General features: G+C 57.2%; 25 protein-coding genes. 16 read left to right on the forward strand and 9 right to left on the reverse strand.

The features are described from left to right. Window positions 1–159: 159 nt before the first annotated feature. The 4 genes from ACR6AS_RS13795 (at window position 160) to ACR6AS_RS13810 (ending at window position 3,515) form a co-directional block, all read left to right on the forward strand. Entirely contained in the window at window positions 160–1,134 is a 975-nt protein-coding gene (locus tag ACR6AS_RS13795) for a diguanylate cyclase domain-containing protein (protein ID WP_434162547.1), read from the forward strand. Window positions 1,135–1,847: 713 nt separating this feature from the next. Then, a complete protein-coding gene (locus ACR6AS_RS13800) occupies window positions 1,848–2,012 on the forward strand; it encodes a con-10 family general stress protein (RefSeq protein WP_004571242.1) in 165 nt (54 codons plus the stop codon). 503 nt (window positions 2,013–2,515) lie between these two features. Continuing rightward, on the forward strand, window positions 2,516–2,998 hold the full coding sequence (locus ACR6AS_RS13805; protein WP_111140753.1) for a YciE/YciF ferroxidase family protein: 483 nt from the start codon (window positions 2,516–2,518) through the stop codon (window positions 2,996–2,998). Window positions 2,999–3,008: 10 nt separating this feature from the next. After that, window positions 3,009–3,515 carry a ferritin-like domain-containing protein gene (locus ACR6AS_RS13810; RefSeq protein WP_111140752.1) on the forward strand — a complete coding sequence of 169 codons (507 nt, stop codon included), beginning with the start codon at window positions 3,009–3,011 and terminating at the stop codon, window positions 3,513–3,515. Between the two features lie 67 nt (window positions 3,516–3,582). Here ACR6AS_RS13810 and treF read toward each other — a convergent pair whose 3' ends face one another. After that, window positions 3,583–5,241, reverse strand: a complete 1,659-nt coding sequence (treF, locus tag ACR6AS_RS13815) for an alpha,alpha-trehalase TreF (RefSeq protein ID WP_111140751.1) — start codon at window positions 5,239–5,241, stop codon at window positions 3,583–3,585. Between the two features lie 351 nt (window positions 5,242–5,592). After that, window positions 5,593–6,450: an SDR family oxidoreductase gene (locus ACR6AS_RS13820; RefSeq protein WP_418803435.1), complete on the reverse strand. Its 858-nt coding sequence runs from the start codon at window positions 6,448–6,450 to the stop codon at window positions 5,593–5,595. 98 nt (window positions 6,451–6,548) lie between these two features. Here ACR6AS_RS13820 and ACR6AS_RS13825 point away from each other — a divergent pair, with 98 nt between their 5' ends. The 7 genes from ACR6AS_RS13825 (at window position 6,549) to ACR6AS_RS13855 (ending at window position 13,576) form a co-directional block, all read left to right on the forward strand. Then, on the forward strand, window positions 6,549–6,929 hold the full coding sequence (locus ACR6AS_RS13825) for a winged helix-turn-helix transcriptional regulator (protein ID WP_111140749.1): 381 nt from the start codon (window positions 6,549–6,551) through the stop codon (window positions 6,927–6,929). Window positions 6,930–7,716: 787 nt separating this feature from the next. Continuing rightward, window positions 7,717–9,129 carry a cytochrome ubiquinol oxidase subunit I gene (locus ACR6AS_RS13830; protein WP_293774568.1) on the forward strand — a complete coding sequence of 471 codons (1,413 nt, stop codon included), beginning with the start codon at window positions 7,717–7,719 and terminating at the stop codon, window positions 9,127–9,129. 1 nt (window position 9,130) lies between these two features. Further along, on the forward strand, window positions 9,131–10,135 hold the full coding sequence (cydB, locus tag ACR6AS_RS13835; RefSeq protein ID WP_111140747.1) for a cytochrome d ubiquinol oxidase subunit II: 1,005 nt from the start codon (window positions 9,131–9,133) through the stop codon (window positions 10,133–10,135). 1 nt (window position 10,136) lies between these two features. Next, complete coding sequence (locus ACR6AS_RS13840) at window positions 10,137–10,304, forward strand: DUF2474 domain-containing protein (RefSeq protein ID WP_111140746.1); 168 nt, start codon at window positions 10,137–10,139, stop codon at window positions 10,302–10,304. A 280-nt stretch (window positions 10,305–10,584) separates the two neighbouring features. Then, complete coding sequence (locus tag ACR6AS_RS13845; RefSeq protein ID WP_111140745.1) at window positions 10,585–11,451, forward strand: helix-turn-helix domain-containing protein; 867 nt, start codon at window positions 10,585–10,587, stop codon at window positions 11,449–11,451. A gap of 743 nt (window positions 11,452–12,194) precedes the next feature. Then, the gene (locus ACR6AS_RS13850; protein WP_434162554.1) at window positions 12,195–12,974 is read left to right on the forward strand and encodes a siderophore-interacting protein; all 780 of its coding nucleotides are present in this window, start codon (window positions 12,195–12,197) and stop codon (window positions 12,972–12,974) included. Window positions 12,975–13,045: 71 nt separating this feature from the next. Further along, entirely contained in the window at window positions 13,046–13,576 is a 531-nt protein-coding gene (locus tag ACR6AS_RS13855; protein WP_367395820.1) for a PadR family transcriptional regulator, read from the forward strand. 3 nt (window positions 13,577–13,579) lie between these two features. Here ACR6AS_RS13855 and ACR6AS_RS13860 read toward each other — a convergent pair whose 3' ends face one another. Continuing rightward, window positions 13,580–13,876, reverse strand: coding sequence for an Rdx family protein (locus tag ACR6AS_RS13860; protein WP_111140741.1), 297 nt, complete (start codon window positions 13,874–13,876; stop codon window positions 13,580–13,582). A 478-nt stretch (window positions 13,877–14,354) separates the two neighbouring features. Between ACR6AS_RS13860 and ACR6AS_RS13865 the strand changes: the two genes are divergently transcribed. Further along, on the forward strand, window positions 14,355–14,852 hold the full coding sequence (locus tag ACR6AS_RS13865; RefSeq protein WP_111140740.1) for a CinA family protein: 498 nt from the start codon (window positions 14,355–14,357) through the stop codon (window positions 14,850–14,852). A gap of 25 nt (window positions 14,853–14,877) precedes the next feature. On the opposite strand, the gene acuI is transcribed toward ACR6AS_RS13865, so the two are convergent. After that, on the reverse strand, window positions 14,878–15,861 hold the full coding sequence (gene acuI, locus ACR6AS_RS13870) for an acrylyl-CoA reductase (NADPH) (protein WP_111140739.1): 984 nt from the start codon (window positions 15,859–15,861) through the stop codon (window positions 14,878–14,880). Window positions 15,862–16,424: 563 nt separating this feature from the next. Here acuI and ACR6AS_RS13875 point away from each other — a divergent pair. Next, entirely contained in the window at window positions 16,425–18,578 is a 2,154-nt protein-coding gene (locus tag ACR6AS_RS13875; RefSeq protein ID WP_111140738.1) for an ornithine decarboxylase, read from the forward strand. A gap of 820 nt (window positions 18,579–19,398) precedes the next feature. Here ACR6AS_RS13875 and mltC read toward each other — a convergent pair. Genes mltC through mutY form a run of 3 tightly spaced genes read right to left on the reverse strand, consistent with a single transcriptional unit; the run spans window position 19,399 to window position 21,890 of the window. Beyond that, window positions 19,399–20,478, reverse strand: a complete 1,080-nt coding sequence (gene mltC, locus ACR6AS_RS13880) for a membrane-bound lytic murein transglycosylase MltC (RefSeq protein WP_111140737.1) — start codon at window positions 20,476–20,478, stop codon at window positions 19,399–19,401. A gap of 54 nt (window positions 20,479–20,532) precedes the next feature. Next, window positions 20,533–20,805, reverse strand: a complete 273-nt coding sequence (locus ACR6AS_RS13885) for an oxidative damage protection protein (protein ID WP_009087157.1) — start codon at window positions 20,803–20,805, stop codon at window positions 20,533–20,535. Further along, on the reverse strand, window positions 20,805–21,890 hold the full coding sequence (mutY, locus tag ACR6AS_RS13890; RefSeq protein ID WP_111140736.1) for an A/G-specific adenine glycosylase: 1,086 nt from the start codon (window positions 21,888–21,890) through the stop codon (window positions 20,805–20,807). The genes ACR6AS_RS13885 and mutY overlap by 1 nt, the downstream gene beginning before the upstream one ends. Window positions 21,891–22,044: 154 nt before the next feature. On the opposite strand from mutY, the gene trmB reads away from it, so the two are divergent. From trmB to ACR6AS_RS13905, 3 genes are all read left to right on the forward strand, one after another. Next, entirely contained in the window at window positions 22,045–22,764 is a 720-nt protein-coding gene (trmB, locus tag ACR6AS_RS13895) for a tRNA (guanosine(46)-N7)-methyltransferase TrmB (RefSeq protein WP_111140735.1), read from the forward strand. Next, window positions 22,764–23,090: a YggL family protein gene (locus ACR6AS_RS13900; protein WP_111140734.1), complete on the forward strand. Its 327-nt coding sequence runs from the start codon at window positions 22,764–22,766 to the stop codon at window positions 23,088–23,090. Before trmB ends, ACR6AS_RS13900 begins: the two co-directional genes overlap by 1 nt. A 104-nt stretch (window positions 23,091–23,194) precedes the next feature. After that, window positions 23,195–23,911 carry a YggN family protein gene (locus ACR6AS_RS13905; protein WP_293774573.1) on the forward strand — a complete coding sequence of 239 codons (717 nt, stop codon included), beginning with the start codon at window positions 23,195–23,197 and terminating at the stop codon, window positions 23,909–23,911. Between the two features lie 36 nt (window positions 23,912–23,947). On the opposite strand, the gene hemW is transcribed toward ACR6AS_RS13905, so the two are convergent. Beyond that, window positions 23,948–25,087 carry a radical SAM family heme chaperone HemW gene (gene hemW / locus ACR6AS_RS13910; protein ID WP_418798477.1) on the reverse strand — a complete coding sequence of 380 codons (1,140 nt, stop codon included), beginning with the start codon at window positions 25,085–25,087 and terminating at the stop codon, window positions 23,948–23,950. Then, window positions 25,080–25,673 (reverse strand): XTP/dITP diphosphatase, encoded by a 594-nt coding sequence (locus ACR6AS_RS13915; RefSeq protein WP_293774577.1) that lies wholly within the window; start codon window positions 25,671–25,673, stop codon window positions 25,080–25,082. Before ACR6AS_RS13915 ends, hemW begins: the two co-directional genes overlap by 8 nt. Between the last annotated feature and the right edge of the window lie 13 nt (window positions 25,674–25,686).

Raw genomic sequence — 25,686 nt, forward strand, 5'->3', positions numbered from 1 at the left:
CAATTTGCCGTCCCGGCTCTGTGCTGCGTTGCCAGAGTGTCACCGCCTGATATGCTGTCCAGCGTGCAATTGACCGCGACTAATCGTGTTTTATAAGCCACTCTTTACAGAATCCACCTGACAGGCACAATACCCCTTTTTTCCAGCGCTCTCACGGTCATGTCAGAAGAAGCACTGCGGCTGCAGATACAGAACCTGAAAAAGCATAATGCGCGTCTGAAGCGTATAGCCCATGACGCCCGGAACAAACTCAACGCGGCGCTGGATGGCACCGGGCTGTTTCTCTGGCAGCTCGATATCCCCAGCGGCAAACTGGTGATCTTTAACCGGCGCTGGGGCGCGATGCTGGGTTTCCAGCCGAAAGAGACCGACGCCAACTTTGAATCCTGGAAAGAGAGCCTGCACCCCGATGATGCCGCTGAGGTTCTGCGGGCGTTTTACGATCATATTGCCGGCAAAGCGCCTTACTACGAGGCGCTGCACCGCATGATCGCAAAGAATGGCAGCATTACCTGGGTGCTGGATCGTGGCCGGGTCAGTGAGTGGAACGCCCAGGGCGAGCCGGTAAAAGTGATCGGCACCCATATCGACATGACGAAAGAGAAGCAGTATGAAGCGCAGCTCGCGCTGCTGGCACTGCACGATCCCCTGACGCTGCTCAACAATCGCCACGCTCTGCAAAACTATTTCTGCGAAATGAAAGCGCAGGGAGCACTCTGTGTTGCCTTTATCGATCTGGATAACTTCAAGCATGTTAACGACACTCTGGGACATCGCAGCGGGGATGAGGTACTGATCCAGCTCAGTCAGCGTTTAACGGAATGCGTACCCGCTGAGGGGGTCATTGGCCGGCTCGGCGGCGATGAGTTTGTTCTGTTATTGCCCTATCCGCTGCACCACCCCCTGGTCCGCGAACTGACTGACGCCTGTCTTGATGCGGTGCTCACCCCTTTTGATATGTCAAACGGTCACGCTCAGATCGGCGCCTCTGTCGGCGTGTCGCAGGTGCAGGAAAATGATGACTTCGATACCGCACTGGCTCGGGCGGATGCAGCGATGTATCGCATTAAGAAAAATGGTAAACGCGGTATCGCGATAGATGACGCCTTTCCCGACGCAGTCGACCTTTGCTGAGCCTGACCGCTGGCGCAGCCGTTTCTTCTGACCTTACCGGATCCTCCCTGGCTTTTTTTTCCCTGCCGGTCGCCTCAGCGATCGGTGCGCAGCACCACACGAACTAAATTTTAGTATTAATCCTAAAACGGCTTTTCATTTTCTCACCTCTCTCTATTACCGCTTCGTTTATTCTTTAATACCCATCGCTGATGATGAGGTGACATTTGAATTTAATTTTCATTAAATCAGCATATTTGATCGTTTATCGATCAAAAATGGTTATTTTCAACTGGCGCGATTGACCTTCTGCGTCTCGCTTAATTCCTGGGTGATAACAAAGTAACCTGATTATATTTACCGCTTCGCTTAGGTAAATTGATCGTTTGTTGATCATCTTCACTAACTGATATTGATGAGGTTATCTTTCTGCCGCTTCGTTTACTATTTTTTCAATTGGACATTTTTCGAAAATGATCGATTAATAGGGCGCGGCTTTTTATGTGAAAAAGCATTGCCGCGTCGTTGCGCTTCTTTCGAATAGACGCGCAGCGATAGTTTAAATACGTTATCAATCCAGGATAGGTAACTCTCTCTAATAATCCAGAGCGTGACGGATTGTTATTTTGTCGCTTGATCGGTCCGATTTTCTGTCTACATTTAGATTGCTGAATCGGCCTGATGAAGCATTAACTGTGCAAATTCTGATTTTTAATTTCAAAGAGGAACACAGAATGACTCAATATCGTGGTGGGGCCGGAAATTTTGCGGCTGACAAAGAGCGTGCTGCGGAAGCGGGACGTAAAGGTGGCCAGAAAAGCGGCGGGAACTTCAAGAACGATCCCGAACGTGCGATTGAGGCAGGGCGTAAGGGAGGGAAGGTAAGTCGCCGGAGCTAAACGAATCTGATGCTGCTGTCAGGGCTGTGGATGCCGTTTACCGGGCTGTAAAAGATCTCTTTTATTTTCCTGCAAGATAATTACATTCTGAATTGTGTCGCTGCTGAATCAACAGCAGGCAAAGACGCCGTTAATTAAACCGGAGAGGCTTCCTTTCCGGTTTTTTTTATTTCCGATCGATTAAATCTATACCATTTAATAAAACTTTGTACAGGTAATGCCTGGCCGGTGCAATTTTTATGCGCCAGATTGAAAAATGTATACAGCTATTTATAAAATTGTACAAATTGCAGCTTGGCTGACGAAGCGGCTGCAGGAAAAAGAATTAAGAGCTAACGTGTTGCTGTAAAAGGGTAAAGTGCATCTGATATGCTACTTTTGTCTTAAATTTATACCGATGCGGTGGGCGATATTATAAATCTCCACTAGACTTTCCGTGTGTCAACGAAATGACTGGCGTTGCGTTATTAACGGCGCAGCTTTTTTAACAGTGAGGCTATCTTATGACAGTGAAAACGTTAAATGACCTGTTCATCCACGACTTGTCCGATGTCTATAGCGCTGAGAAACAGATAACCCGTGCATTGCCTAAAATGGCGCGTGCTGCCAGTGACGAAAATCTTATCGCTGCCTTTAATCAGCATCTGGAAGAGACCCGTGCGCAGATTGAGCGACTGGATGAACTGGTGGAGGTCACACCTGAGGTCAGAATTAAACGAATGAAGTGTCATGCGCTGGAAGGGCTGGTCGAAGAAGCGCAGGAGATTATCGAATCCGTCGAAAAAGGCGAAATCCGCGATCAGGGGCTGATCGGTGCGGCGCAGAAGGTGGAGCACTATGAGATTGCCACTTACGGTACGCTGCATGCGCTGGCGCTGAAGCTGGGGTACACCAAAGCGGCAGAGTTGCTGGAGACGACCCTGAATGAAGAGAAGCAAACGGATGAGAAGCTCACCTCGGTAGCCGAAGCGATTACTGTTTCTTAAGGAGAACGACATGACTGCGATTGAACATTATCACGACTGGCTGCGCGACGCGCATGCTATGGAAAAACAGGCAGAAAGCATGCTCAGCAAGATGTCGGGCCGTCTTGAACACTATCCGGCACTGGAGCAGCGTCTGGCTCAGCATCTCGACGAGACGAAACATCAGCTGACGCTTCTGGAACAGCTGCTCGACAGCCACGGTATCGACCACTCAGTGATGAAAGATGCGATGGGTAAGATGGCGGCCACCGGTCAGGCTGTCGGCGGGATGTTCAACTCAGATGAAGTGGTCAAGGGCGCAATCAGTGGCTATGTTTTTGAAAATGCCGAAATCGCCAGCTATACCAGCCTGATCGCCACGGCTGAACAGGTCGGTGACGCGCAGGGCGTTCGCATACTGAGTGAAATCCGCGATCAGGAAGTGGCCATGGCGGAGTGGCTGCTGCAGCATATTCCTGAAGTCACACAGCAGTTCCTGCAACGTGCCTCACAGCCGGGCACCGAAGCGAAGAAGTAGTCCCGCAGGATGACCTGCATGAAAAAGCCGGGCGAACCCGGCTTTTTGCGTTGCTGGTGTGACGGACTCAGTCCGCCATCAGATGGCCATACATCGTCATCAGCTTACGCGTGACGCCGTTGGTCCAGCCAAAACCATCCTGGAGCGGATATTCGCCCCCGCCGCCCGGACGGGCGCGTTCGCCGCTGATGTCATACTTCTCGACCAGCTTATGGTGCAGCTGGTAGAAGTTATTCACGGTATTAAGCCAGTTCACCGCCACTTCCGTCGCCAGCGTCTCTTCACCGTAGTTGTTCAGGCCGACGATCGCCATCCACTGCATCGGTGCCCAGCCGTTGGGCCGATCCCACTGTTCGCCGCTCTCTACCATCGAGGTCAGCAGGCCGCCATTGCTCAGCAGCAGGTGACGCAGGGAGATCGCCTGCAGGTGCGCCTGATGCGGCGTTGCCAGCCCGACAAACAGCGGAACCACCGACGCCACGGTAAAGGCACCGAAACGCTCACGCCGCCAGTCGTAGTCGCGGAAGACGCCAGCGGTGCTGTCCCACAGATAGCGGGTGATCGCACGTTTACGCGCTTCGGCCTTTTTCTGCCACGCCAGCGCGGTCAGCTCTTCGCCCTTGGCGTGCGACAGGGTGGCGATCATCAGCTCCAGCTTGTACAGGAACGCATTCAGATCGATAGGAATAAATTGTGTGGTGCGAATGCTCGACAGCCGTTTCGGGTTACGCAGCCAGCGCGAGGAGTAATCCCAGCCCGATTCCGCGCCCGCACGCAGGTCGCGATAGACCTCGCTGGCCGGACGTTTCGATTCGCGGGCGGTTTCCACATCTTCCATCCACGACTCATCGCGCGGCGTATCGCGGTCGTCCCAGTAGCGGTTCAGCAGCGAACCGTTCGGCATCCGCACGACATGGCGATAGGCCTGATTAGGCATCAGCGACCCGGCGCCATCCATCCAGAACTGATACTCCTTCATCAGCTGTTCCTGATAGCGTTTCGCCCCGCGCACGCCATCCTCTTCGAACAGCTCGACCATCAGCGCAAAGACCGGCGGCTGCGAGCGGCTGAGGTAGTAGGTCCGGTTGCCGTTGGGCACATGACCGTAGTTGTCGATCAGCCAGGCGAAGTTATCCGCCATGTGACGCAGCAGATCGTCACGGCCCGACTCCGCCAGGCCGAGCATGGTGAAATAAGAGTCCCAGTAGTAGGTTTCGCCAAAGCGGCCGCCCGGCACCACATAGGGTTTCGGCAGCGGCAGCAGCGATGAGTGCGGCATATGCTGCTGCGGCATTTTGGTCAGGACCGGCCACAGATCATCGATATGCTCGTTGAGCGTTTTATCCGGGTTGGAGACATAAAAGCTTTCGTTTACGCCAGGCAGATAAAAGTGATCGGCGACAAAACGCGACAGGTCGAAGTCACTGCTGCGTTTCTGACGACGATAGCGCATCAGCACATCCAGCGGATCGTACTTTGGCGAACAGTCGGGGAAGGTTTTGCTGTCCTCGAAGATCCGCGACATCTGGACATGTTCAAACAGTTCCAGATAACGATCGGCAGGCGTGAGCGCATCCGGGGCAGGCAGGCCTTCAATCAGCTCCGGCTCCGGTTCGGAATCCTGCATGCGCTCCAGTTTCAGTTCATGGGGATCGTATTGATACTCAACTTCCGCCCCGGCACGAACCTCTTCAAGTGCATTCTGTTGCTGGCGATAAGTATTAATAGCGGCCTCCTGAGCGGTCGGGGTTGCACAAAGGACAAATTATAGCCTCCCCGACCTGCGGAACAACAATGCAGAATATCTATGAACGTAATAAAAATTGTCTATTAATCGAGGTTTTTTAATAAATTTCAGTCAATTCAACCAAATATAGCGCTGTTCACCAAAAACACATTTCGGATGAATCTCTTAGCGGCCTGAATTTAAAAAATTAACCTGAAGAAAATCGACGTCTGTTAACATTCTGACACAGAATCCCGGGCCGGAAAGGGGACAAAAAATGGCATACGCAACGGGAAAGCGGGGCGGACGGCGGCGCTGAGCGGGAGGGGCTCCCGCTCAGCATCTGGCGCATCAGGCCTTCGCCAGCGCAGCGCGGATCACCGCCTGCCACGTGGTCGTCGGACGGCCGGTCAGGCTGCTCAACTGACGGGAATCACTGAAAAGCGCGCCTTTCTCTGCACCTGCATCGGAGTCAGCCAGCATCTCTGCCAGGCCTTCCGGCAATCCGGCGCTTTTCAGCGCGGCCGCAAACTCAGCCTGGGAAAGATTCACGTAATCGACCTTTTCACCACTCTGCGCGGCGATTTCGGCCGCAAACGCCGCTAGCGTATAACTGTCGTCACCGGCCAGCTCATAGACTTTCCCGGCCTGGTCCGGCCGGGTCATCACTTCCGCCGCGGCATCCGCGTAATCCTGACGCGCAGCCGAGGCGATGCGGCCTGTGCCCGCCGCGCCGATAAATGCATGGTGTGCCAGCGCTGGCGGAATGCTGGCGGCGTAGTTCTCGGTGTACCAGCCGTTGCGCAGCAGAGCGAACGGAATGCCTGAATCTCTCAGCAGCGCTTCCGTGGCGCGGTGCTCCAGCGCCAGGCCCAGCGGCGAGGTATCCGCATGCAGCAGGCTGGTGTAGGCGATAAAGCGCACGCCAGCGGCGCGGGCGGCCGCAATGACTGCCCTGTGCTGCGCTTCACGCTGGCCGACTTCACTGCCGGAGATCAGCAGCAGTTTTTCCACACCGGCAAAAGCGGCCTCCAGCGTCTCTGGCTGGCCGTAGTCGGCCTGGCGGACGATGACGCCCTGTGCGGCCAGATCGGCGGCTCTGGCGGGCGTACGCACCGCGGCGACGATCGTCTCTGCCGGAACTTTCTTCAGTAGTGCTGCAATCACCTTACGGCCGAGCTGGCCGGTTGCGCCTGTCACTGCAATCATGATCTTTCTCCTGTGGCTGTTGGTGAAATTCAGACTAGGGGATAAACTAACTTTAAGTAAGTACTTACAGAATTGTTAGTATGGGAAAGGCAGAGTAAATGGCTGAAAAACTGAGTGAAAAATTTATTCGTGGCGAACTGCTTAACGTTGATTGCCCCTCGCGTGACGTCCTGAAGCGGGTCACCAGCCGCTGGAGCGTACTGATTCTGCTGGCGCTGCAGGACCAGACGCTGCGCTTCAGCGCGCTGCGCCGGGCCGTCGGCGGCGTCAGCGAACGGATGCTGGCGCAGAACCTGCGTTACCTGGAGGAGGATGGTTTTGTGCAGCGCATCGCTTTTGATGTGGTGCCGCCGCACGTTGAGTATCGCCTGACACCGCTCGGTCGCGAGGTCGGGGAGCAGGTCGTGGGGCTGGCGGACTGGCTGGAAGAGAATCTGGGCCGGATTCTGGCGCAGCGCGGCAGCCTTCCGGCAGCCTGAATTTCCGCGCTGGTGGTCAGAATGTGACGACACCGGCATTTTTTAATCTGCAATTCTGCTTTTCGGCCCAGCGCATTTCTGCACCGCCACCGCGCCACCGGCAGGGTGGCGCAAATAACCCAGCCGGCCTCCCAACTTATTGCCGCTAATTAAATCGATTTATCCGGTCCGGGCCAGCAATAATCTGCGGCCTGGCTTTCATTGTTAATTCATCCGTAAATTTTGACTCATTTTATTAACATTCCTGCGGCCTCTTAATTCCCGGCTCCGCCGTTTATTTTGTCAGAATCCCCGACGGGATCTGCCGGAGTAAAACCAAAAATAAAACAAAGCGGCAGAGACGGCTGTTTTCAGGTTTAACCTGTTAAGAAATAAGATGATTTCATGTTTTCTGCGTCACTTTTCGGCCCGCGTGGTCAGTGTGATCAGCAAAATAGTGTCTGAAAACAGGCCGTTGAGACCCTTTTTCAGGCGGAATTTGTGTTCGCCGGCCCGCTTTTTAATGCGGCAAATACCGTAACATTAATGACACAAAAACACCCTGTGGTTAACCTTTAAGCCTTATTTTTAAATAGATAATTCCTGCTAAAAACAATGATCAAAATCAAAAAAGACTGTTATAGTTTTCATTAACCCCACTGTTTCTGTTTCCTCGCCGCGAATAGTTCTAAATTTGCGGCGGGAATTTCAATAAGCGCAGAGAAGTCGCGTATCAGGCTTAAGTTGTTAATTATAAGTAAATACATGGTGTTCTATGTGGCAAATCTATGTGGCAAAGAGGTAAGCAATGTTCGGATTAGATGCCTTTCATCTGGCCAGGATACAGTTCGCCTTTACTGTTTCCTTCCATATTATCTTTCCCGCCATCACCATCGGTCTCGCCAGCTTCCTGGCCGTCCTCGAAGGTATGTGGCTCAAAACCCGCGATCAGACCTATCGCGATCTCTACCACTTCTGGTCGAAAATCTTTGCCGTTAACTTCGGCATGGGTGTGGTCTCCGGGCTGGTCATGGCCTATCAGTTCGGCACCAACTGGAGCGGCTTCTCGGAGTTTGCGGGCAGTATCACCGGTCCGCTGCTGACCTATGAAGTACTGACGGCGTTCTTCCTGGAAGCGGGCTTCCTGGGCGTGATGCTGTTCGGCTGGAATCGCGTCGGTCCGGGTCTGCACTTCTTTGCCACCTGCATGGTCGCCCTGGGCACGCTGATCTCCACTTTCTGGATCCTGGCATCCAACAGCTGGATGCACACCCCGCAGGGTTATCTGATCCAGAACGGCGTGGTGGTTCCGCAGGACTGGCTGAAAATCGTCTTTAACCCCTCATTCCCTTACCGCCTGTTCCATATGTCGGTGGCGGCCTTCCTGGCGAGCGCCTTCTTTGTGGGATCGTCGGCGGCCTGGCATCTGCTGAAGGGCAACAATAATCCGGCTATCCGCAAGATGTTTTCCATGGCGCTGTGGATGGCCCTGATTGTCGCCCCGATTCAGGCGATGATTGGTGATGCGCACGGTCTGAACACCCTGGAGCATCAGCCAGCCAAAATCGCGGCGATCGAAGGACACTGGGAAAACCCGCCGGGCGAAGCGACGCCGCTGATCCTGTTCGGCATCCCCGATATGGAGCAGGAGCGGACCAAATATGCGCTGGAAGTGCCTTATCTCGGCAGCCTGATCCTGACGCACAGTCTGGATAAGCAGGTGCCGGCACTGAAGTCGTTCCCGAAAGAGGATCGGCCGAACTCAACGGTCATTTTCTGGTCCTTCCGCGTAATGGTGGCGCTGGGCCTGCTGATGATTACGCTGGGTGTGGTCAGCCTGTGGCTGCGCGTTAAAGGCCGCCTCTATGAGTCGCGTCCTTTCCTGTGGTTTGCGCTGCTGATGGGGCCATCGGGTCTGATTGCGATTCTGGCGGGCTGGTTCACGACAGAGATTGGTCGTCAGCCGTGGGTCGTCTATGGCGTACAGCGAACGGTTGATGCGGTCTCCGCGCATGGCGACATGCACATGAGCATCAGTCTGCTGGCCTTTATTCTGGTTTACAGCTCGGTATTTGGCGTGGGGTATCACTATATGATGCGCCTGATTAAGCAGGGACCGGTTGTCGGCGAAGGTCACGTTACCGAAGAGGGCGGGCCCGGTCAGAAGAAAACCCCGGCACGTCCGCTTTCCGCTGCCACCTTTAAGGATGGAGAGCACTAAGATGATCGATTTTTCCGTAATCTGGTTTGTGATTATCGTCTTCGCAACCCTGATGTATATCGTGATGGATGGCTTCGACCTGGGGATTGGTCTGCTGTTCCCGTTCAATAAAGATGCCGGTGAGCGCGACATGATGGTGAACACCGTCGCGCCGGTCTGGGATGGCAACGAAACCTGGCTGGTGCTGGGCGGCGCGGGCCTGTTTGGTGCGTTTCCGCTGGCCTACGCGGTGATCACCGACGCGCTGTCGATTCCGCTGACCGCCATGCTGATTGGCCTGATTTTTCGTGGTGTCGCCTTTGAGTTCCGCTTCAAGGCGGTTGAAGGCCACCGGGCATTCTGGGACAAATCCTTTATTGCGGGTTCGGTCATCGCGACCTTCAGTCAGGGGGTGGCGGTCGGCGCTTTCCTGGATGGCATCCCGGTTGAGGGCCGTCGCTTCGCCGGTTCGGCCATGGACTGGCTGGCGCCGTTCCCGCTGTTCTGCGGCCTGGGTCTGGTCGTCGCCTATGCGTTGCTGGGCTGCACCTGGCTTATTATGAAGACCGAAAATGAGCTGCACCGTAAGATGTCCGCGCTGGCGACGCCGCTGGTCATCGCGCTGTTAGTGATCATCGGTATCGTCAGCCTGTGGACGCCGTTCTCACACGCGGACATCGCCCATCGCTGGTTCAGCCGGCCAAACCTGTTCCTGTTCCTGCCGGTTCCGGTGCTGGTGCTGCTCTGCTCGTGGGGAATTGTGCGCGCCATCAAGCGCGAGGCGCACTATTCGCCGTTCCTGCTGACGCTGGCCCTGATCTTCCTGGGCTTCTCCGGACTGGGTATCAGCGTCTGGCCAAACATTATTCCGCCATCGGTCACAATCTGGGATGCGGCCTCACCGCCGCAGAGCCAGGCCTTTATGCTGGTCGGTAGCCTGCTGATTATCCCGATGATCCTGGGCTACACCTTCTGGAGCTACTACGTGTTCCGTGGAAAAATCAAAGCAGACGCAGGATACCATTGATATGAAAAGCCTCAGCAGCATGAAAGACCACAAGGACGAAACGAAAGCCCCCTGGTGGAAGCGTGTGATGTGGCTGGTCGTTATCTATGCCGCCAGCGTACTGGCGCTGGGCGTTGTTGCCTCGCTGTTCCGTATGATGATGACGGCAGCGGGCATGCGCAGCCATTAGTCGCAGGCAGCAGAGAGCCGATCCTTTTGCAGGGGCGCTCTCTGCGATATGCCCGGTGCGGGCGGCCTGCTCCTCACTCTGAGGTGCGCCCGTCACGCCGGGTAGTGTTACGTGAAAGGCTGACGCGGGTCAGCCTTTTTTAATTAGTAACCTAAGCAATTAATGCGGTATGCCGCTGAAATCGCGGTTTATCGCACCTCTCATCTTATGGCGAATGGCGATTTTTGCTATTCTCTTGTGCCGAAAATTCCAGCGCTAAACTGCACCGTAACTTGCCATCATGCTCACTCAGGCCATTAAAAAACAGCACATCAACGATCTGGTTGAGTGGATAGAAGCCAATCTCACCGACGACCTCAATATCGATCAAATCACCCTCAAGTCCGGGTATTCCAAGTGGCACATGCAGCGCATGTTCAAAGAGATGACCGGGCAGACGCTGGCGGCCTATACCCGCAAACGGCGTCTGACGATGGCGGCGATGGCGTTGCGACTGACGCGCATGACGCTGATCGATATCGCCGTTCGTTTTGGCTTTGATAATCAGCAAAACTTTACCCGGGTTTTTAAAGGTCACTTTTCGCTGACGCCTGGCGCGTTTCGCCGCATTCCCCATCTGCCGGTAAAGAACTTTCATGGTCGCATCCTGGTGCGAACCCTGGCCGAGCGCGCAACGCTGGTGGAGCGCGAGGAAGCGTTGCCTCTGTGCGGTGAGACGCTGGAGTGGGAGTGTAAGTTTGGAGATTACATCGCCGATCGCGACCACCGGGTCGCCAGTCAGGCGCGGCAGCTCGTCGCGCTGGCGGGCAGCAGGGTGACGCAGGGCTGGCTGGGTTTTCAGTATGGCCCAGGCTACAGCTCTGCCGACCAGCAGAATATCAGCCTGTTTCAGGCGCTGGAGCCGCAGCATGCCGGGCTGCTGGGAGAGACCACCCGCTGGCACGAGGAGTGCGGCCTCTACGCGTCGATCCGCTGGAGCGGCAAACCGGAGCAGCTGACGCGCTTTATCGAAGATATCTACTATCAGCATCTGCCCGCGCTGGGCGTGTCGCGCCGTCCGGGCAAAGATCTGCTGCGACTCGATTTCGCGCACTGCAGAGCCGACTGGCTGAGCGGCGTCTTTTCCATTCCGGTGACGCAGGCGTAAGCAGCCGGGCAGGGGAATGGCTCATTCATCTTTCGTGCGGTATACCGTGACAAACCGCACGATTTTATAAAATAACGCGCCCGACTGGCGTAAAATCCTCCTCCGAAACCTCATCATACCTTAATCATCGTGCATCTGTGATGAGGCTGGAATATTCATCTGCATTTCAGGCCGTTTCCGGCCAGAACGACAACCGAAGACCACTATGCGACGCTTATTGATTTCACTTATTCTGGCATTGCCTGTTATGGCAGTGGCGCAGCAGGCTGAGCCTTTCTCACCGCCTGACGGACTGCATCCGCATGCTCAAAGCTCTCAGCATGAAATTCTGGGCGACGGGGAGCTGCCGGCGCACACCACTTCCCACTCTTCTCTCTCCGGATTTAACGACATGCTGTAAGCGTGGCTGCGCTGCCAACATCTGCGGCGCACAACCGTGTCCGGCTCAGCAGCAGCCGGACGCGCTTACGCAATCCGACGCCTGGCTCCTTTTCACCTGCTCTATCTGTCTGACTTTTCTGCTGGCTACGACGCTCTTCCTGCCTCTCTTTTCTCTGTCGCTCCTGCGCTGGATGACGCCTCGCGTCCGTCGCGTAAAATATATCTTATCCCGGCCGATCGCATTTTTCGTTCTTGTGCTGAAGATATATCATAGCTAATCTTCTGGCTTCAGATGCGAATGATTGTTATTTAACTCCGGCGCGCCCCGGCCTGCGGGCACACCGGTTTCCGGGAGAGACACTTTGCCTTTATCAGCGAACCCACGCACGCCGCAGCGCGTCCGTAATGAATTACGTTTCCGTCATATTGAAGTGGTCAGTAAAACGCGGGTCGCCGGTCATTTCTGGCGCATCCGCTTCAGCGGCAGCGATCTGGCGGGCTTTACCTCGCCAGGCTTTGACGATCACATCAAAGTCTTCTTCCCGGCTGACGATACGCCACTCGCTCTGCCGCAAATCACGGAAGAGGGGATTGTCTGGCCGGAGGGGCAGCATCCCCAGGCGCGGGACTACACGCCGCTGGCGTTTGATGGTGAGTCTTCACTGACCCTGGACTTCTATATTCACCAGCAGGGTGTAGCCAGTGACTGGGCAACGCGGGCACAGCCGGGCGATCGGCTGATTATCGGCGGGCCGCGCGGTTCGCTGGTGGTGCCGACCGATTATGCCTTCCAGCTCTGCGTCTGCGATGAAACCGGTCTGCCTGCCTTTGCGCGTCGTCAGCGTGACGTTCAGGCGCAGGCGCTGCATCTTTACGCCTTTACCGATAGCGCGACGGGCCGCGACTATCTGTCGGAGACGGATAACCTCACAGCACACTGGCTCGGCAGCGGTCAGATGCAGAAGGCGCAGATCAGCGAACTGATGGCCCGGCTGGATGCGATCGCGCTGCCGGCAGAGGATTACTTTATCTGGCTGACCGGCGAGGGGGAGGCGGTGAAAGCCCTCTCGGACTACTTCACGCTGCAGCGCGGCCTCGACAGCCGCTTCGTGCGGGCGGTGGCCTACTGGCACGCGAAGTAGGCGGTTACGGCAATTGAGTTTTGTCAGGCGGCGAACTACCATCAACCTCCTTTTTCTCCGCAGGGCAGGCCATGAAACCGTATCCGACTTCCACTTCCTCTGACGCGCAGGCTGGCTGCGGCGGGCGTCGTAAACGACGTGAAAAAATGCTGGAAGCGAGTGAGATCCGCCTGCTGATGCTGCACTTTCTGGAACAGCGTGCGGCGCACGGCTATGAGCTGATTAAGTCGGTTGAGGAGCTGTCAAAGGGAGAGTATTCACCGAGTCCGGGAATTATCTATCCCAATCTGACGCTGCTGGAGGAGATGGAGGCGATTCAGGTGGTGGATGCGCAGGCCACACGCAAAGCCTATCGCCTGACGCCCGCAGGCAGGGCGCAGCTGGCCGAACAGCGTGAAATGGTTCTCAGCCTGATTGCGCGGCTCTCTTCACTGGCGGTGCTGGTCAACAACCGCAGCATTCCTGCCGTGGAGCAGGCGATTCACGGGCTGAAGGTCGCGCTGAATCGGCGGCTGGCGCAGGAAGATATCTCAGACGCCGCGCTGCAAACGCTGATTCAGGCGCTGCATGACGCGGCAGAGAAAATCACCGGCAGCGAATAGCCCTTAGCTGATTTCCGTTTTGTGCTTGTCGATATGACCCAGCGTGCGGTCCGGGAAGCAGATGTCGCGCACGCGCTGCTTCAGCGTGGTCGCGTCGGGGAAGCCGCCATCGCGCTTACGTTCCCACAACAGATGCTCATCCAGCGTAATTTCAAAGACACCGCCGGTGCCCGGTTTCAGTGTCACTTCCGCCAGATCCTCCGCAAAAGTGTGCAGAAGCTCCTGTGCCATCCACGCTGACCGCATCAGCCAGTTGCACTGCATACAGTAATGAATAACAACCACCGGTTTTTGCGCCATCACTCTCTTCCTTTATGTATTAATAAATGCAGATGCATTCGGGTTAAAAATCTGTGCGCTGTGGTGAGTTATCCCGTTAAACCTGCCAGAGGGCATAGAGGCGGGTAAAAAGTCTGGATCGTCGGCATGGTGCTCATGCCTGGTGCCGCGTTGACCGCGTGCTTTTTTATGCTGCCGGCAGGCAGGAAGGCGAAGAGTAACAACTAATCCGTGGCTGCGCGCCTCTGCGACCCGTTTTTCAGCGATTGACGCAGCTTCCCGCCTGCCTGCGGAGAGGCCGCGCGGCCGCGTGTACGCGCTGCCGGACAGCCTCTGCCACGGCGCGCTCAGCCCGATCCTCAGGGTCATGCTAAGTGTAACCCGCCTGATATTCAACCCTGATTTCTGGCCGTTTCGCTTTTAAAAACATTGCTTTGCGCGCTTTTAATTGCCGATTTTGCGCTATACCTGGAGTGCCTGACAGACTGAGGAGACCACTATGGCGACATCACTTGATCAGACCGCTGAACAACTGGGTAAAATTTTACTCGCTTCCGGATGGCATCTGACCACCGCTGAATCCTGCACCGCCGGGCTGATCAGCATGACGCTGGCTGCAGTAGAGAGCAGCGGCGACTTTTACACCAGCGGCTTTGTGACCTACAGCGAAAACGCCAAAATCCGCCTGCTGGGAGTACATCCCGACACGCTGAAGCAGCATACGGCGGTAAGCGAACAGACGGCGAGGGAGATGGTGCAGGGGGCCTGCGCCCGTTCGGGTGAACCGGTGGGATTATCGATTACCGGCTATGCCGGGCCGGATGGCGGAGACGATGGTACCCCGGCGGGCACCATCTGGTTCGGCTGGATGCTGCCGGATGGCACGGATGAGGCGGAGTGCCACCAGTTCAGCGGCGATCCAAAATCCGTGATGGAGCAGGGCACAGAGTTCGCGCTGCAGGGGCTGATCAAACGGTTACGGCGGGCCGCCCGCTAGAGGCGCGCACCGCACCTTTCTGGATTCAGCGACAGTCGACGATCAGCCGACCCTGCACACGGCCCTCCAGCAGAGCCTGCGCGCCCTCTCTGGCTTCGCTCAGCGGGATCACCCGGCTCAGCCTGCTGAGCCGTTCGCTATCCAGCAACTCACCGAGGCGCTGCCACGCCTGCTGGCGAAGCGGTTTCGGACACATCACGCTATCGACACCGGCCAGGGTCACGCCACGCAGGATAAAGGGCGCGACGCTGGCTGGCAGGTCGAGCCCCTGGGCCATGCCGCAGGCTGCGACCACGCCGTCCCGCCGGGTGGCGGCCAGGACATTCGCCAGCGTGTGGCTGCCGACGCTGTCGATGGCGGCGGCCCACTGCTCTTTAACCAGCGGTTTGCCGGGCTGTGAGAGCTCTTCACGATCCATCACCGAGGTTGCGCCCAGAGTGTCGATTAACCAGCCGTGGTCGCTGGCGCGTCCGCTCGACGCCGTGACCTCATAGCCCAGACGCGCCAGCAGGCTGACGCTATAGCTGCCGACGCCGCCGCTGGCGCCGGTCACCAGCACCGGCCCCCGTTCCGGCGTGATGCCCTGCTTTTCCAGCGCCATCACACAGAGCATCGCGGTCAGGCCCGCCGTGCCGATCGCCATCGTCTGCAACGGACTCAGCGTGGCGGGCAGCTTCACCAGCCAGTCACCACTGACGCTGGCTTTCTGCGCCAGGCCGCCCCACTGTTTTTCACCGACGCCCCAGCCCGTCAGCAGCGCCACATCATCCTCTTTCCAGTCAGGATGGCGGCTGGCCGTCACCCGGCCAACAAAATCGATACCCGGCACCATCGGAAACTGGCGCACGATCGGGCCTTTATTGCAGATCGCGAGGGCATCTTTGTAGTTCAGGGATGAGTAGCTGACGTCGAGCGTGACATCGTGGTCGGGCAGTTGGGATTCGGGAAGATCTTTCAGCAGAGAACGGTAACCCTGTTCGTCATTTTCAATGACCAGTGCCTTGAACATGCAGCCTCCGGCAGAGTGGAAAAGAGAGGCTAAGTCTACGCCAGGCGGTCGCAATGCGGTAGGGCACGGGGTGCGTGTGCGGGCCAGCAGAGCGACGGCCTGGAAAATACGCGTTTAACGCTGGCAGGCAGAAGTGCATAAATCTGCATATATTTCATATAATTAATCGCGCCTGAAAAGGCTGTTGTTTGAATTATATTATATAAATCATAAGGTTGAGTTTTAAATCAATGAATGAACAATTCCCGTCTCTGGCTTGTCGGTGCTTAAAAAAGATGACATGATGAGCGCCACTTTTTTGACCCTGCTTCTTCACCATCGAGGACGTCGCCATGTCCGGTTTACCGCGCATCCGCCCGTCTTACCGTTCGCGTTTTCCGGCGCACTGCGGGCTTTTCTCTTTCCCGATCTCTCCGTTACTGACCATGCGGTGAGTCCGTCAGGCGGTGGCGGTGAAGCACCCTTCACCCGCTGCGTAATGCCTGCCGAACGTTCATTATTCGCCGGGGCACCGTCCCCATAATTGTGCCGCAGGCACTTCTCCCTGACGTTGGGGATTCGCTATGACTCCACTGAAAATTGCTGCCAGCGCCGCCGTTGCGCCCAGCCTGACCCTGAACACCGCGCGTGATGTGGTGACGCTGGATAACACCGACTTTACCGATGTGGCGGCGGTTGTCGTCTCGCTGGCGGATACCCGCAGCGGTGTACTGGCCCTGCTGCGCCACACCGGCTTCAATCTGCCGGTCTTTGTCGCGAACGCCTTTGAAGAGGAGGTGATGCACCTGCCCGGCGTCAGCGGTGAGCTGAATGGCGAGCCGGAGGCGTGGCAGGCGCTGGAGGCGGCTGCGCAGGCGTATGAAGCGGCGCTGCTGCCGCCGTTCTTTGAGACGCTGAGCCGCTATGTCGATATGCAGAACAGCACCTTTGCCTGTCCCGGTCATCAGGGCGGTGCGTTCTTTAAAAAGCATCCGGCAGGCAAACAGTTCTTCGACTTTTATGGCGAGAACGTTTTCCGTTCGGACATGTGCAATGCCGACGTCAAGCTGGGCGACCTGCTGATCCATGAAGGCTCCGCCAAAGATGCGCAGAAGTATGCTGCGAAGGTGTTTAACGCCGACAAAACCTACTTTGTGCTGAACGGCACCTCCAGCGCCAATAAGGTTGTTACCAATGCGCTGCTGACCCGGGGCGATCTGGTGCTGTTCGACCGCAACAATCACAAGTCGAATCATCATGGTGCGCTGATTCAGGCGGGCGCGACGCCGGTTTATCTGGAAGCGGCGCGTAATCCCTTTGGCTTTATTGGCGGCATTGATGCGCACTGCTTTGATGACGCTTATCTGCGCAGGCAGATTGCGGCGGTAGCGCCCGAGCGTGCCGGAGAAGAGAGGCCGTTCCGTCTGGCGATTATTCAGCTGGGCACCTATGACGGCACGGTTTACAACGCGCGTCAGGTGGTGGACCGCATCGGCCACCTGTGCGACTACATCCTGTTCGACTCCGCGTGGCTCGGCTATGAGCAGTTCATTCCGCTGATGGAGGGCTGTTCACCGCTGACGCTGGAGCTGAATGAGAACGATCCAGGCATCTTTGTGACGCAGTCCGTGCACAAGCAGCTGGCCGGTTTTTCGCAGACGTCGCAGATTCATAAAAAGGATAATCACATCCGTGGCCAGCGGCGCTTCTGCCCGCATAAGCGCCTGAATAACGCATTTATGCTGCACGCATCCACCAGCCCGTTTTACCCGCTGTTTGCCGCGCTGGATATCAACGCCAGAATGCATCAGGGCGAAGCGGGGCGTCGGATGTGGGATGAGTGCGTCAGGCTGGGGATTGATGCGCGCAAAGCGATCCTGGAACGTTGCGAAATGATCCTGCCGTTTGTGCCGGAGAAGGTAGCGGGACAGCGCTGGCAGGATGCCCCGACGGAGACGATCGCCCGCGATCTGCGTTACTTCAGCTTTGAACCGCAGGAGAAGTGGCACGGATTTGCCGGATATGCGCGCGATCAGTATCGGGTCGATCCCTGTAAGCTGCTGCTGACCACGCCGGGCATCGACGCGGCCAGCGGTGAGTATAGTGAGTTTGGTATACCGGCGACGATCCTGGCGAACTACCTGCGTGAGAACGGCATCGTGCCGGAGAAGTGCGATCTCAATTCAATCCTGTTCCTGCTGACGCCCGCAGAGAGTCCGGAGAAGATGGCCAATCTGGTGGCGATGCTGGCGCAGTTTGAGCAGCACGTTAAAGAGGATGCGCCGCTGGCCGAAGTGCTGCCGACCCTCTACCGCAAAAATGCCGGACGCTATGCGGGTTACACCCTGCGGCGTCTCTGTCAGGAGATGCACGATCTCTACGTCAGCCACAATGTGAAGGATCTGCAGCGCCTGATGTTCCGCGCCGCAGAGTTCCCGGCGGTCAGGGTGAATCCACAGGATGCGCATCAGGCCTATATTCGCGGCGAGGTGGAGCTGGTGCCGATAGCCGAAGCGGAAGGGCGGATCGCGGCGGAAGGAGCGCTGCCTTATCCTCCGGGCGTGCTCTGCGTGGTGCCGGGAGAGATCTGGGGCGGCGCGGTGCAGCGCTATTTCCTGGCGCTGGAAGAGGGGCTGAATCTGCTGCCTGGCTTCTCGCCGGAGCTGCAGGGTGTTTACACCGAAGAGGATGAGCAGGGACGGAAATATCTGGTGGCGAATATGATGGTGGCGGGCTGATTTAAGCCGGGGCAGCGGCCCGCCGGGTGAAGGGGAGTTCGCTGCGCGAACGGGGCAATGGTTTCGCCGGGCAGCGGATTTACGCTGAGCGGGTTTCGCCCGCCAGGCGAGAAGGAGTTTCAGTTCACCCGTGCGGGCGGACGCGTCAAGGGGCGGACGCCCGCCCCTTAACAATCCCGGCGTCCGGCTGCCTTCGCGCCCCGCTTCGTGCGGTACCCTCGTCACGCCCTGCGGCCTGCGGGCCGTCCGGACGCGCCATCCCTGGCGCGTGCCGTCCTTTCGCCGACGTCCTGTCGGCTCATCCTGGCCTCCGGTTGTTCCCCGGCGCTGCGGACGCCTCTGTCAGACTGTCGCCTGTGAATTCTTTTTGTTTATTACGATGCAGCCTCGTCTGCTGGCCTGGAAGCCAGAGCCAGAGCCAGAGCCAGAGTCAGAGCCAGAGTCAGAGCCAGAGCTAATCCTCTGAACCTGAAGCGATAAAGTACCCAACACAGAAAGAAGAAGTTACAGCGGGGAGGGAGGCCGTCAGAGCCGCTGAGCGGATGAGGGATTTCAGGACGAGCGACAGGGATGTCGCGAAGAGGCGGGCTCACGCCAGGGATGGCGCGTCCCGCCGGTCCGTGAGAAACCCGGAAGAATCGAAGCGGCGGTGATGCAGGCCGGAGCCCGGGGTCAGGGGGGCGCGGCGACTGGCGCCCCCTTGTCGGTCGCCTGCTGAAGCGGGCCTGAAACTGCCCCAGCCACCAGGCGAACGAAACCCGCACAGGGTAAAACGACTGCCAGGCGAAGCCCAGCCTGTTTGCGCAGCAAACACCCCCAGTCAGAACCCTCTGTAACTCTTCTGCGCAGTATTCACCTTATAAAGATAACGGCGCGACTCCGCCGACGGATGCTGACTGGTCAGGGTCTGATAAACCTTACCCGGTGACATATTGTTTATCATCGCAAACGCCCGATCTTTATCGCTTGAGAAGACGCGCAGCACGCTGCCAGCCCCGCCGTTATAAGCCGTGATCACTGCATAGCGGCGTGACAGGGGGTCCTGAATGCCGCCCAGATAGTTGCGCTGCAACAGCGCCAGATAGGCCGTACCGGCGTCGATATTATTCTCCGGATCCAGCAGATAGCTGCGGCTCGGCTTGCCCCATTTGCCCTTCATACGGAACACATCCACACCGGCGGTATGCTGCACGACCTGCATCAGGCCCAGCGCATCTGAGTGACTGACCGCATAGGGGTTAAAGCTCGACTCGGTCTGCATAATCGCCAGGATCAGCGACGCATCGACGCCATACTCTTCGGCGGCTTTACGCACCATCGGCAGATATTTGTGCGCACGCTTGTCGAGGTGGTTCGGCACCATCGGAATCGAAATAGAGTAAATCACATGCAGACCGGACGTGCGGCGCATCAGTTTGTGCTGGATCAGATAGTCCGCAAAGGCTTCAGCGCGGCCCTGCCAGCGAATCGGCTGACCGGTGTTGTCCAGTACCTGACCATAGAGCAGCGGCTCTTTACTGATCTCGATGTCGTTGGCATCGGAGTAGAGATCGACATTGCCCGGATCTTCGCCAATCAACAGGGTGGTTACGATCGCCTGGCGCAGGCTGGCCATAGGATCGGTGCCTGAGATCGTTTCGATCGTCAGCTTACCGCTCTCAAAGTTGATGTGGCTGCGGGTGTAATAGTTGTCGCTGTATTTGACGTAATCTTTTGGTCCGGCAATCAGGACCTCATTGATACCCCAGATATTCTCAATATTGTGAGCAAACTGCCCCATCAGAATATCAAAGCCATTGGTATCTTTTACCCACTCTTCGTGAGACTGCTGATGCTTCGACCCGGAACAGGAGACCAAAAGTGGAGCTATCACCAATAAGGCGATTAATTTTTTATTCATTGGGAGTGCAAGCCTGACCTGGATAACCGGCCTCACTGAAGAGGCCCGGAATGTTTACGCTTCTGGCGGAGTATAGCCTTCGATATGAACGTCCTTGCCTTCGAACAGGAAATTAACCATCTCCTTCTCCAGCACTTTACGATCCTCAGGATTCATCATGTTGAGCTTCTTTTCGTTGATCAACATGGTCTGTTTGGCCATCCACTTCTGCCAGGCTTCTTTGGAAATCTCATTATAAATACGCTTACCCAGATCGCCCGGGTAGAGCTGAAAATCCTGTCCTTCCGCGTCGCGCTGTAAAAAGGTACAAAAAATCGTGCGGCTCATTACTCTTCCTCATTAATCTCACAACTGTTCAAAGCCAGTTGTCGGGGATGGCGCAGCTCGTGCAAAAGTCGCTCAACGGGTGCGGCTAATCCCACAGATGGTGGCAGCGCTAAGTTATACCAGAGACCGCCTGCTTCATCCATCGCCGCCCCGGCAGAAGGCCATGCCAGCCACATCGGAACAATATCCAGATGGAAATGGCTGAAGGTGTGACGGAAAGCGGTCATCTGCTGCGGTTTCGCATGGATGCCCCGCGCCGCCAGCCAGTCGGTCATGGCCGCTTCGGTGGTGAACTGCGGGAAGCAGAACAGACCGCCCCACAACCCCACCGGCGGACGCTGCTCCAGCCAGACCTCATCGCCATTCTGCATCATCAGGAACCAGCCACTGCGCTCCGGCAGCACCTGCTTCGGCTTCCTGCCGGGATAGCTCGCCCAGCTGCTGCTGGCGTAGGCCTCACAGCCGCTGTTCAGCGGGCAGATCTCGCACTTCGGCTTCGAGCGGGTACAGACGATCGCCCCCAGATCCATCATCGCCTGATTGAACTGGCTGACGCCTCTGGCGGGCGTGACCTCTTCGCTGATCTGCCAGAGCCGCTTCTCCACCTCTTTTTTACCCGGCCAGCCGCTGACGGCGTAGCAGCGCGCCAGTACGCGCTTAACGTTGCCATCCAGAATCGGAAAATGCTGACCCAGGGAGAGCGACAGGATCGCGCCTGCCGTCGAGCGGCCAACGCCGGGCAGGGCGGAGACATCCTCAAAGTTCTGCGGAAACTCGCCGTGATGAACTTCGACCACCTGCTTTGCGGCTTTATGCAGATTACGCGCACGGGCGTAGTAGCCGAGGCCGGTCCAGAGATGCAGCACTTCGTCCAGCGGTGCCGCAGCCAGATCGGTGACCGTGGGGAAACGCGCCATAAAGCGTTCAAAATAGGGGATAACCGTGGCAACCTGGGTCTGCTGGAGCATTACTTCGGAGAGCCACACCTTGTAAGGTGTCTTCTCCAGCTGCCACGGCAGGGTTTTGCGACCGAAGCGCTGATACCAGTCCAGCACCTGTTGCGCGAACTGCGGCGCTTGCATCATAAGAAGGAAATTTTCCGTGTTTACTCTACACTCAGGCAGGAATTCCAGCACATGCGCACCTGGGTGTAAACCGGAAGATTGCAAAGGCTTGCTTCTGCTTATGAACTTTGCATAATGCCCGTTTCCCGGAACAGGCTAACCAGCAGGCTTTTACATGATTAATGACGTCATCACCCCAGAATTTGATGAGAACGGGCGGCCATTGCGCCGGATCCGCAGCTTTGTGCGCCGCCAGGGTCGCTTAACAAAAGGCCAGCAGCAGGCGCTGGATACCCTGTGGCCGGTTATGGGCGTGGAATACCAGCCGGAACCTGTCGATCTGACCGAGCTGTTTGGCCGTGATGCCCCGGTGACGCTGGAGATCGGCTTTGGCATGGGCGCTTCGCTGGTGACGATGGCGCAGAACACGCCGCACCAGAACTTCCTGGGAATTGAAGTGCATGCGCCGGGCGTCGGTGCCTGCCTGGCCTCTGCGAAAGAGGCCGGTGTGCAGAACCTGCGGGTCATGTGTCATGACGCGGTGGAAGTGCTGGAGAAGATGATTCCGGATAACTCGCTGCGCATGGTTCAGCTCTTCTTCCCCGATCCCTGGCATAAAGCGCGTCACAACAAGCGCCGTATCGTTCAGGTGCCTTTCGCCGAGCTGGTAATGCGCAAGCTGAAGAAGGGCGGCGTGTTCCACATGGCGACCGACTGGGAAGCCTATGCCGAACATATGCTTGACGTGATGAACAGCATCGATGGCTATCGCAATCAGTCAGAACAACAGAATTACGTGCCGCGTCCTGAAACGCGTCCACTGACCAAGTTTGAGCAGCGCGGGCAGCGTTTAGGCCACGGCGTATGGGATTTAATGTTTGAGAGGGTGAAATAATGGCCACACAACGCAGCCGCCGTTTACGTAAAAAACTGCACATCGACGAGTTTCAGGAACTGGGTTTCTCGGTTGCCTGGCGCTTCCCGGAAGGCACCAGCGAAAGCGAAATCGATGAGACGCTGAACCAGTTCATCAATGAAGCGATCGATCCTAATGGTCTGGCCTTCGATGGCAGCGGCTATCTGGTGTGGGAAGGTCTGGTCTGCCTGCAGAAAACCGGCAAATGCACCGAAGAACATCGTGCGCTGGTACGCAAATGGCTGGAAGAGCACAAGCTGCAGGATGTGCAGATGACGGAACTCTTTGACGTCTGGTGGGACTAATAGCCACGCCCCCGGTGCATATCGCGGGCCAGGTTGTCAGTCACACAGCGTCGGGCTGAGTCCCGATCTCTGAACGGTTTCAGACCAGATGTTAGGGAGTGGATATGATGCGTAAAGCGCTACTTGCTGTGCTGCTGGTGGCAGCGACCCAGGCGCAGGCCGCCTATGAATGCAGCGTTAAGCCGCAGGACGATGTGGTGATTAAGCCGCAGAGCGTGCAGGTGGTCGGGGCCAACGGCAACATGGAAATCTCGCCGCAGGGCGATGTGCAGTTCAACGGCAAGCGGGTCACGCTCGATGCGGCCGGCCGTCAGAAAGCGATCGACTACCAGAATGCGCTGCGCCGCGATCTGCCCTGGATCGATAGCGGGGCGACGTCACGGCTGGAGAAAGGGCGTGCGGCACTGGATCGGGTCATCGTCGAAAAGCTGGGAAGCGGCAGCAACGTTCGTAATCGCCTGACGACCCTGAATGGTCAGCTGAAACAGCAGATGAACCGCATCATCGAGCATCGCGAAGATGGCCTGACGTTCCATCATCAGGCGATCGATAAGGTGCGCGCCGAAGGCGAACGGCTGGTGCAGTCGACGCTGGGCGGCGTTATGCAGGACAGTCTGAATGAGATGGGCAGTCAGCAGGGCAGTGGCGGCAGTAACCCGCTGCAGGCGATTATGGGAAATCTGGGGGGGCTGCAGCAGTCGATTCAGGCTGAGTGGAGCAGGCAGGAGCAGGATTTCCAGAACTTCGGTCACGAAGTCTGTAATCGCGTCATCTCCCTGGAAGACCAGCGCAAACAGCTCGCTGGCGCACTGAAAAACTAAGTTAACGCCTCAGCCTGCCGGGCTGAGGCGTCCTGCCTACTCTTCCGCTAAGAACAGCTCCAGCAGCGAATTCAGGAACAGTTTCCCCTTCTCCGTAATCTGCCACTGCGCCGGGGTTTCGATCACGTAACCGGCGGCGATCGCGGCATCCATCTGCGGACGGATCGTCTGTTCGGCTAAGCCGGTGTAGCGGCTGAACGCGTCGCGCGGCGCGGCTTCCAGCAGGCGAAAACGGTTCATGAAATATTCAAACGGCTTGTCGCTGTCTGCTACCTCATACTGCTTTTCGCGGTAGTTGCCCTGCATAAAGCCACGCGGATGACGGGTTTTTACCGTGCGCACGATGCGGCCATCCGGCTGCGTCAGCTTGCCATGCGCGCCACAGCCAATCCCCAGATAGTCGCCAAAGCGCCAGTAGTTGAGGTTATGTTCACAGCGGTAGCCCGGCTTCGCATAGGCGGAGGTTTCATACTGCTGATAACCGGCCTCCCGCAGCAGCCGATCGCCCTGTTCGAAGATATCCCACAGCGCATCATCGTCCGGCAGCACCGGCGGACGCGAACCAAACAGCGTGTTGGGCTCGATGGTGAGCTGATACCAGGAGAGATGCGGCGGATTAAGCGCAATCGCCCGGCGTAAATCGTCGAGCGCCTCCTCCAGCGACTGATCGGGCAGACCATGCATCAGGTCGAGGTTAAAGCTGCGCAGCGACAGGGATGCCGCCAGTTCAGCGGCGCGAACCGCCTCTTCCGGGCCATGAATACGGCCCAGACGCTGCAGTTTCTGCGGGCTGAAGCTCTGAACACCAATCGAAATACGGTTGATACCGGCGCGCTGATAGGCGCTGAAGCGGTCCGCTTCCACGGTGCCGGGATTGGCTTCCATCGTCACTTCCGCATCCGGCGCAAGGTTCAGGCGCGCCCGCACGCCATCCATCAGCATCTGCATCGCGCTGCTGCTCAGCAGACTGGGCGTGCCGCCGCCAATAAAGATCGTGCGCACTTCCCGGCCATGAATCAGCGGCAGGTCGATCTCCAGATCGCGCAGCAGATGCTGCACGTATTCAACGTGCGGCACCTCATCTTTCAGCGCGTGGGAGTTAAAATCACAGTAGGGACACTTCTGTACGCACCATGGAATATGGATATAGAGACTCAGTGGCGGCAGATTAGGCATTACGCATCGCTTCCAGCAACAGCGTCAATGCTTTACCCCGGTGAGACACTGCACCCTTTTCCGCTTTGCTCAGCTCGGCAGCGGTTTTACCCAGCGCCGGAACAGAGAAAATCGGGTCGTAGCCAAAGCCACCGTTGCCAGAGGCTGAGCGAGTGATCTCACCCGCCCAGCTGCCGTGGAACACCAGCGGTGTCGGATCTGCCGCATGGCGCAGATAGACCAGCACGCAGTGAAACTGCGCCTGACGCTGACCGTCCGGCACATTTTCCAGCGCCTGCAGCAGCTTCTCCAGATTCTGCTGATCGCTGGCATTCTCGCCGGCATAGCGCGCCGAATAGATGCCAGGCGCGCCGCCCAGCGCATCTACGGCCAGGCCGGAATCATCGGCAATCGCCGGTAAGCCGGTGATCTGCGCCGCGTGACGCGCCTTGAGAATCGCATTCTCGATAAAGGTCAGGCCGGTCTCTTCCGCCGACTCAACCCCAAGGTCACTCTGTGCGACGATATCCAGACCAAAAGCGGAGAGTAACTCCGCCAGTTCACGTACCTTGCCGGGATTGCCGGTGGCGAGGACAACTTTTTGCATAACGGTTCCAGTT

Origin of the sequence: Pantoea phosphatilytica (assembly GCF_051025615.1) — a bacterium.
Lineage (GTDB): Bacteria > Pseudomonadota > Gammaproteobacteria > Enterobacterales > Enterobacteriaceae > Pantoea.

Coding starts and splice junctions, on each gene's coding strand:
- cydB (WP_111140747.1), top strand. CDS start 9,131: ATGATCGATTTTTCCGTAATCTGGTTTGTGATTATCGTCTTCGCAACC.
- ACR6AS_RS13830 (WP_293774568.1), top strand. CDS start 7,717: ATGTTCGGATTAGATGCCTTTCATCTGGCCAGGATACAGTTCGCCTTT.
- ACR6AS_RS13795 (WP_434162547.1), top strand. CDS start 160: ATGTCAGAAGAAGCACTGCGGCTGCAGATACAGAACCTGAAAAAGCAT.
- ACR6AS_RS13800 (WP_004571242.1), top strand. CDS start 1,848: ATGACTCAATATCGTGGTGGGGCCGGAAATTTTGCGGCTGACAAAGAG.
- ACR6AS_RS13825 (WP_111140749.1), top strand. CDS start 6,549: ATGGCTGAAAAACTGAGTGAAAAATTTATTCGTGGCGAACTGCTTAAC.
- ACR6AS_RS13820 (WP_418803435.1), bottom strand. CDS start 6,450: ATGATTGCAGTGACAGGCGCAACCGGCCAGCTCGGCCGTAAGGTGATT.
- ACR6AS_RS13885 (WP_009087157.1), bottom strand. CDS start 20,805: ATGAGCCGCACGATTTTTTGTACCTTTTTACAGCGCGACGCGGAAGGA.
- ACR6AS_RS13860 (WP_111140741.1), bottom strand. CDS start 13,876: ATGGCGCAAAAACCGGTGGTTGTTATTCATTACTGTATGCAGTGCAAC.
- ACR6AS_RS13905 (WP_293774573.1), top strand. CDS start 23,195: ATGATGCGTAAAGCGCTACTTGCTGTGCTGCTGGTGGCAGCGACCCAG.
- ACR6AS_RS13855 (WP_367395820.1), top strand. CDS start 13,046: ATGAAACCGTATCCGACTTCCACTTCCTCTGACGCGCAGGCTGGCTGC.
- trmB (WP_111140735.1), top strand. CDS start 22,045: ATGATTAATGACGTCATCACCCCAGAATTTGATGAGAACGGGCGGCCA.
- ACR6AS_RS13845 (WP_111140745.1), top strand. CDS start 10,585: ATGCTCACTCAGGCCATTAAAAAACAGCACATCAACGATCTGGTTGAG.
- acuI (WP_111140739.1), bottom strand. CDS start 15,861: ATGTTCAAGGCACTGGTCATTGAAAATGACGAACAGGGTTACCGTTCT.
- mutY (WP_111140736.1), bottom strand. CDS start 21,890: ATGATGCAAGCGCCGCAGTTCGCGCAACAGGTGCTGGACTGGTATCAG.
- ACR6AS_RS13900 (WP_111140734.1), top strand. CDS start 22,764: ATGGCCACACAACGCAGCCGCCGTTTACGTAAAAAACTGCACATCGAC.
- ACR6AS_RS13865 (WP_111140740.1), top strand. CDS start 14,355: ATGGCGACATCACTTGATCAGACCGCTGAACAACTGGGTAAAATTTTA.
- ACR6AS_RS13915 (WP_293774577.1), bottom strand. CDS start 25,673: ATGCAAAAAGTTGTCCTCGCCACCGGCAATCCCGGCAAGGTACGTGAA.
- ACR6AS_RS13805 (WP_111140753.1), top strand. CDS start 2,516: ATGACAGTGAAAACGTTAAATGACCTGTTCATCCACGACTTGTCCGAT.
- hemW (WP_418798477.1), bottom strand. CDS start 25,087: ATGCCTAATCTGCCGCCACTGAGTCTCTATATCCATATTCCATGGTGC.
- ACR6AS_RS13875 (WP_111140738.1), top strand. CDS start 16,425: ATGACTCCACTGAAAATTGCTGCCAGCGCCGCCGTTGCGCCCAGCCTG.
- ACR6AS_RS13840 (WP_111140746.1), top strand. CDS start 10,137: ATGAAAAGCCTCAGCAGCATGAAAGACCACAAGGACGAAACGAAAGCC.
- ACR6AS_RS13810 (WP_111140752.1), top strand. CDS start 3,009: ATGACTGCGATTGAACATTATCACGACTGGCTGCGCGACGCGCATGCT.
- mltC (WP_111140737.1), bottom strand. CDS start 20,478: ATGAATAAAAAATTAATCGCCTTATTGGTGATAGCTCCACTTTTGGTC.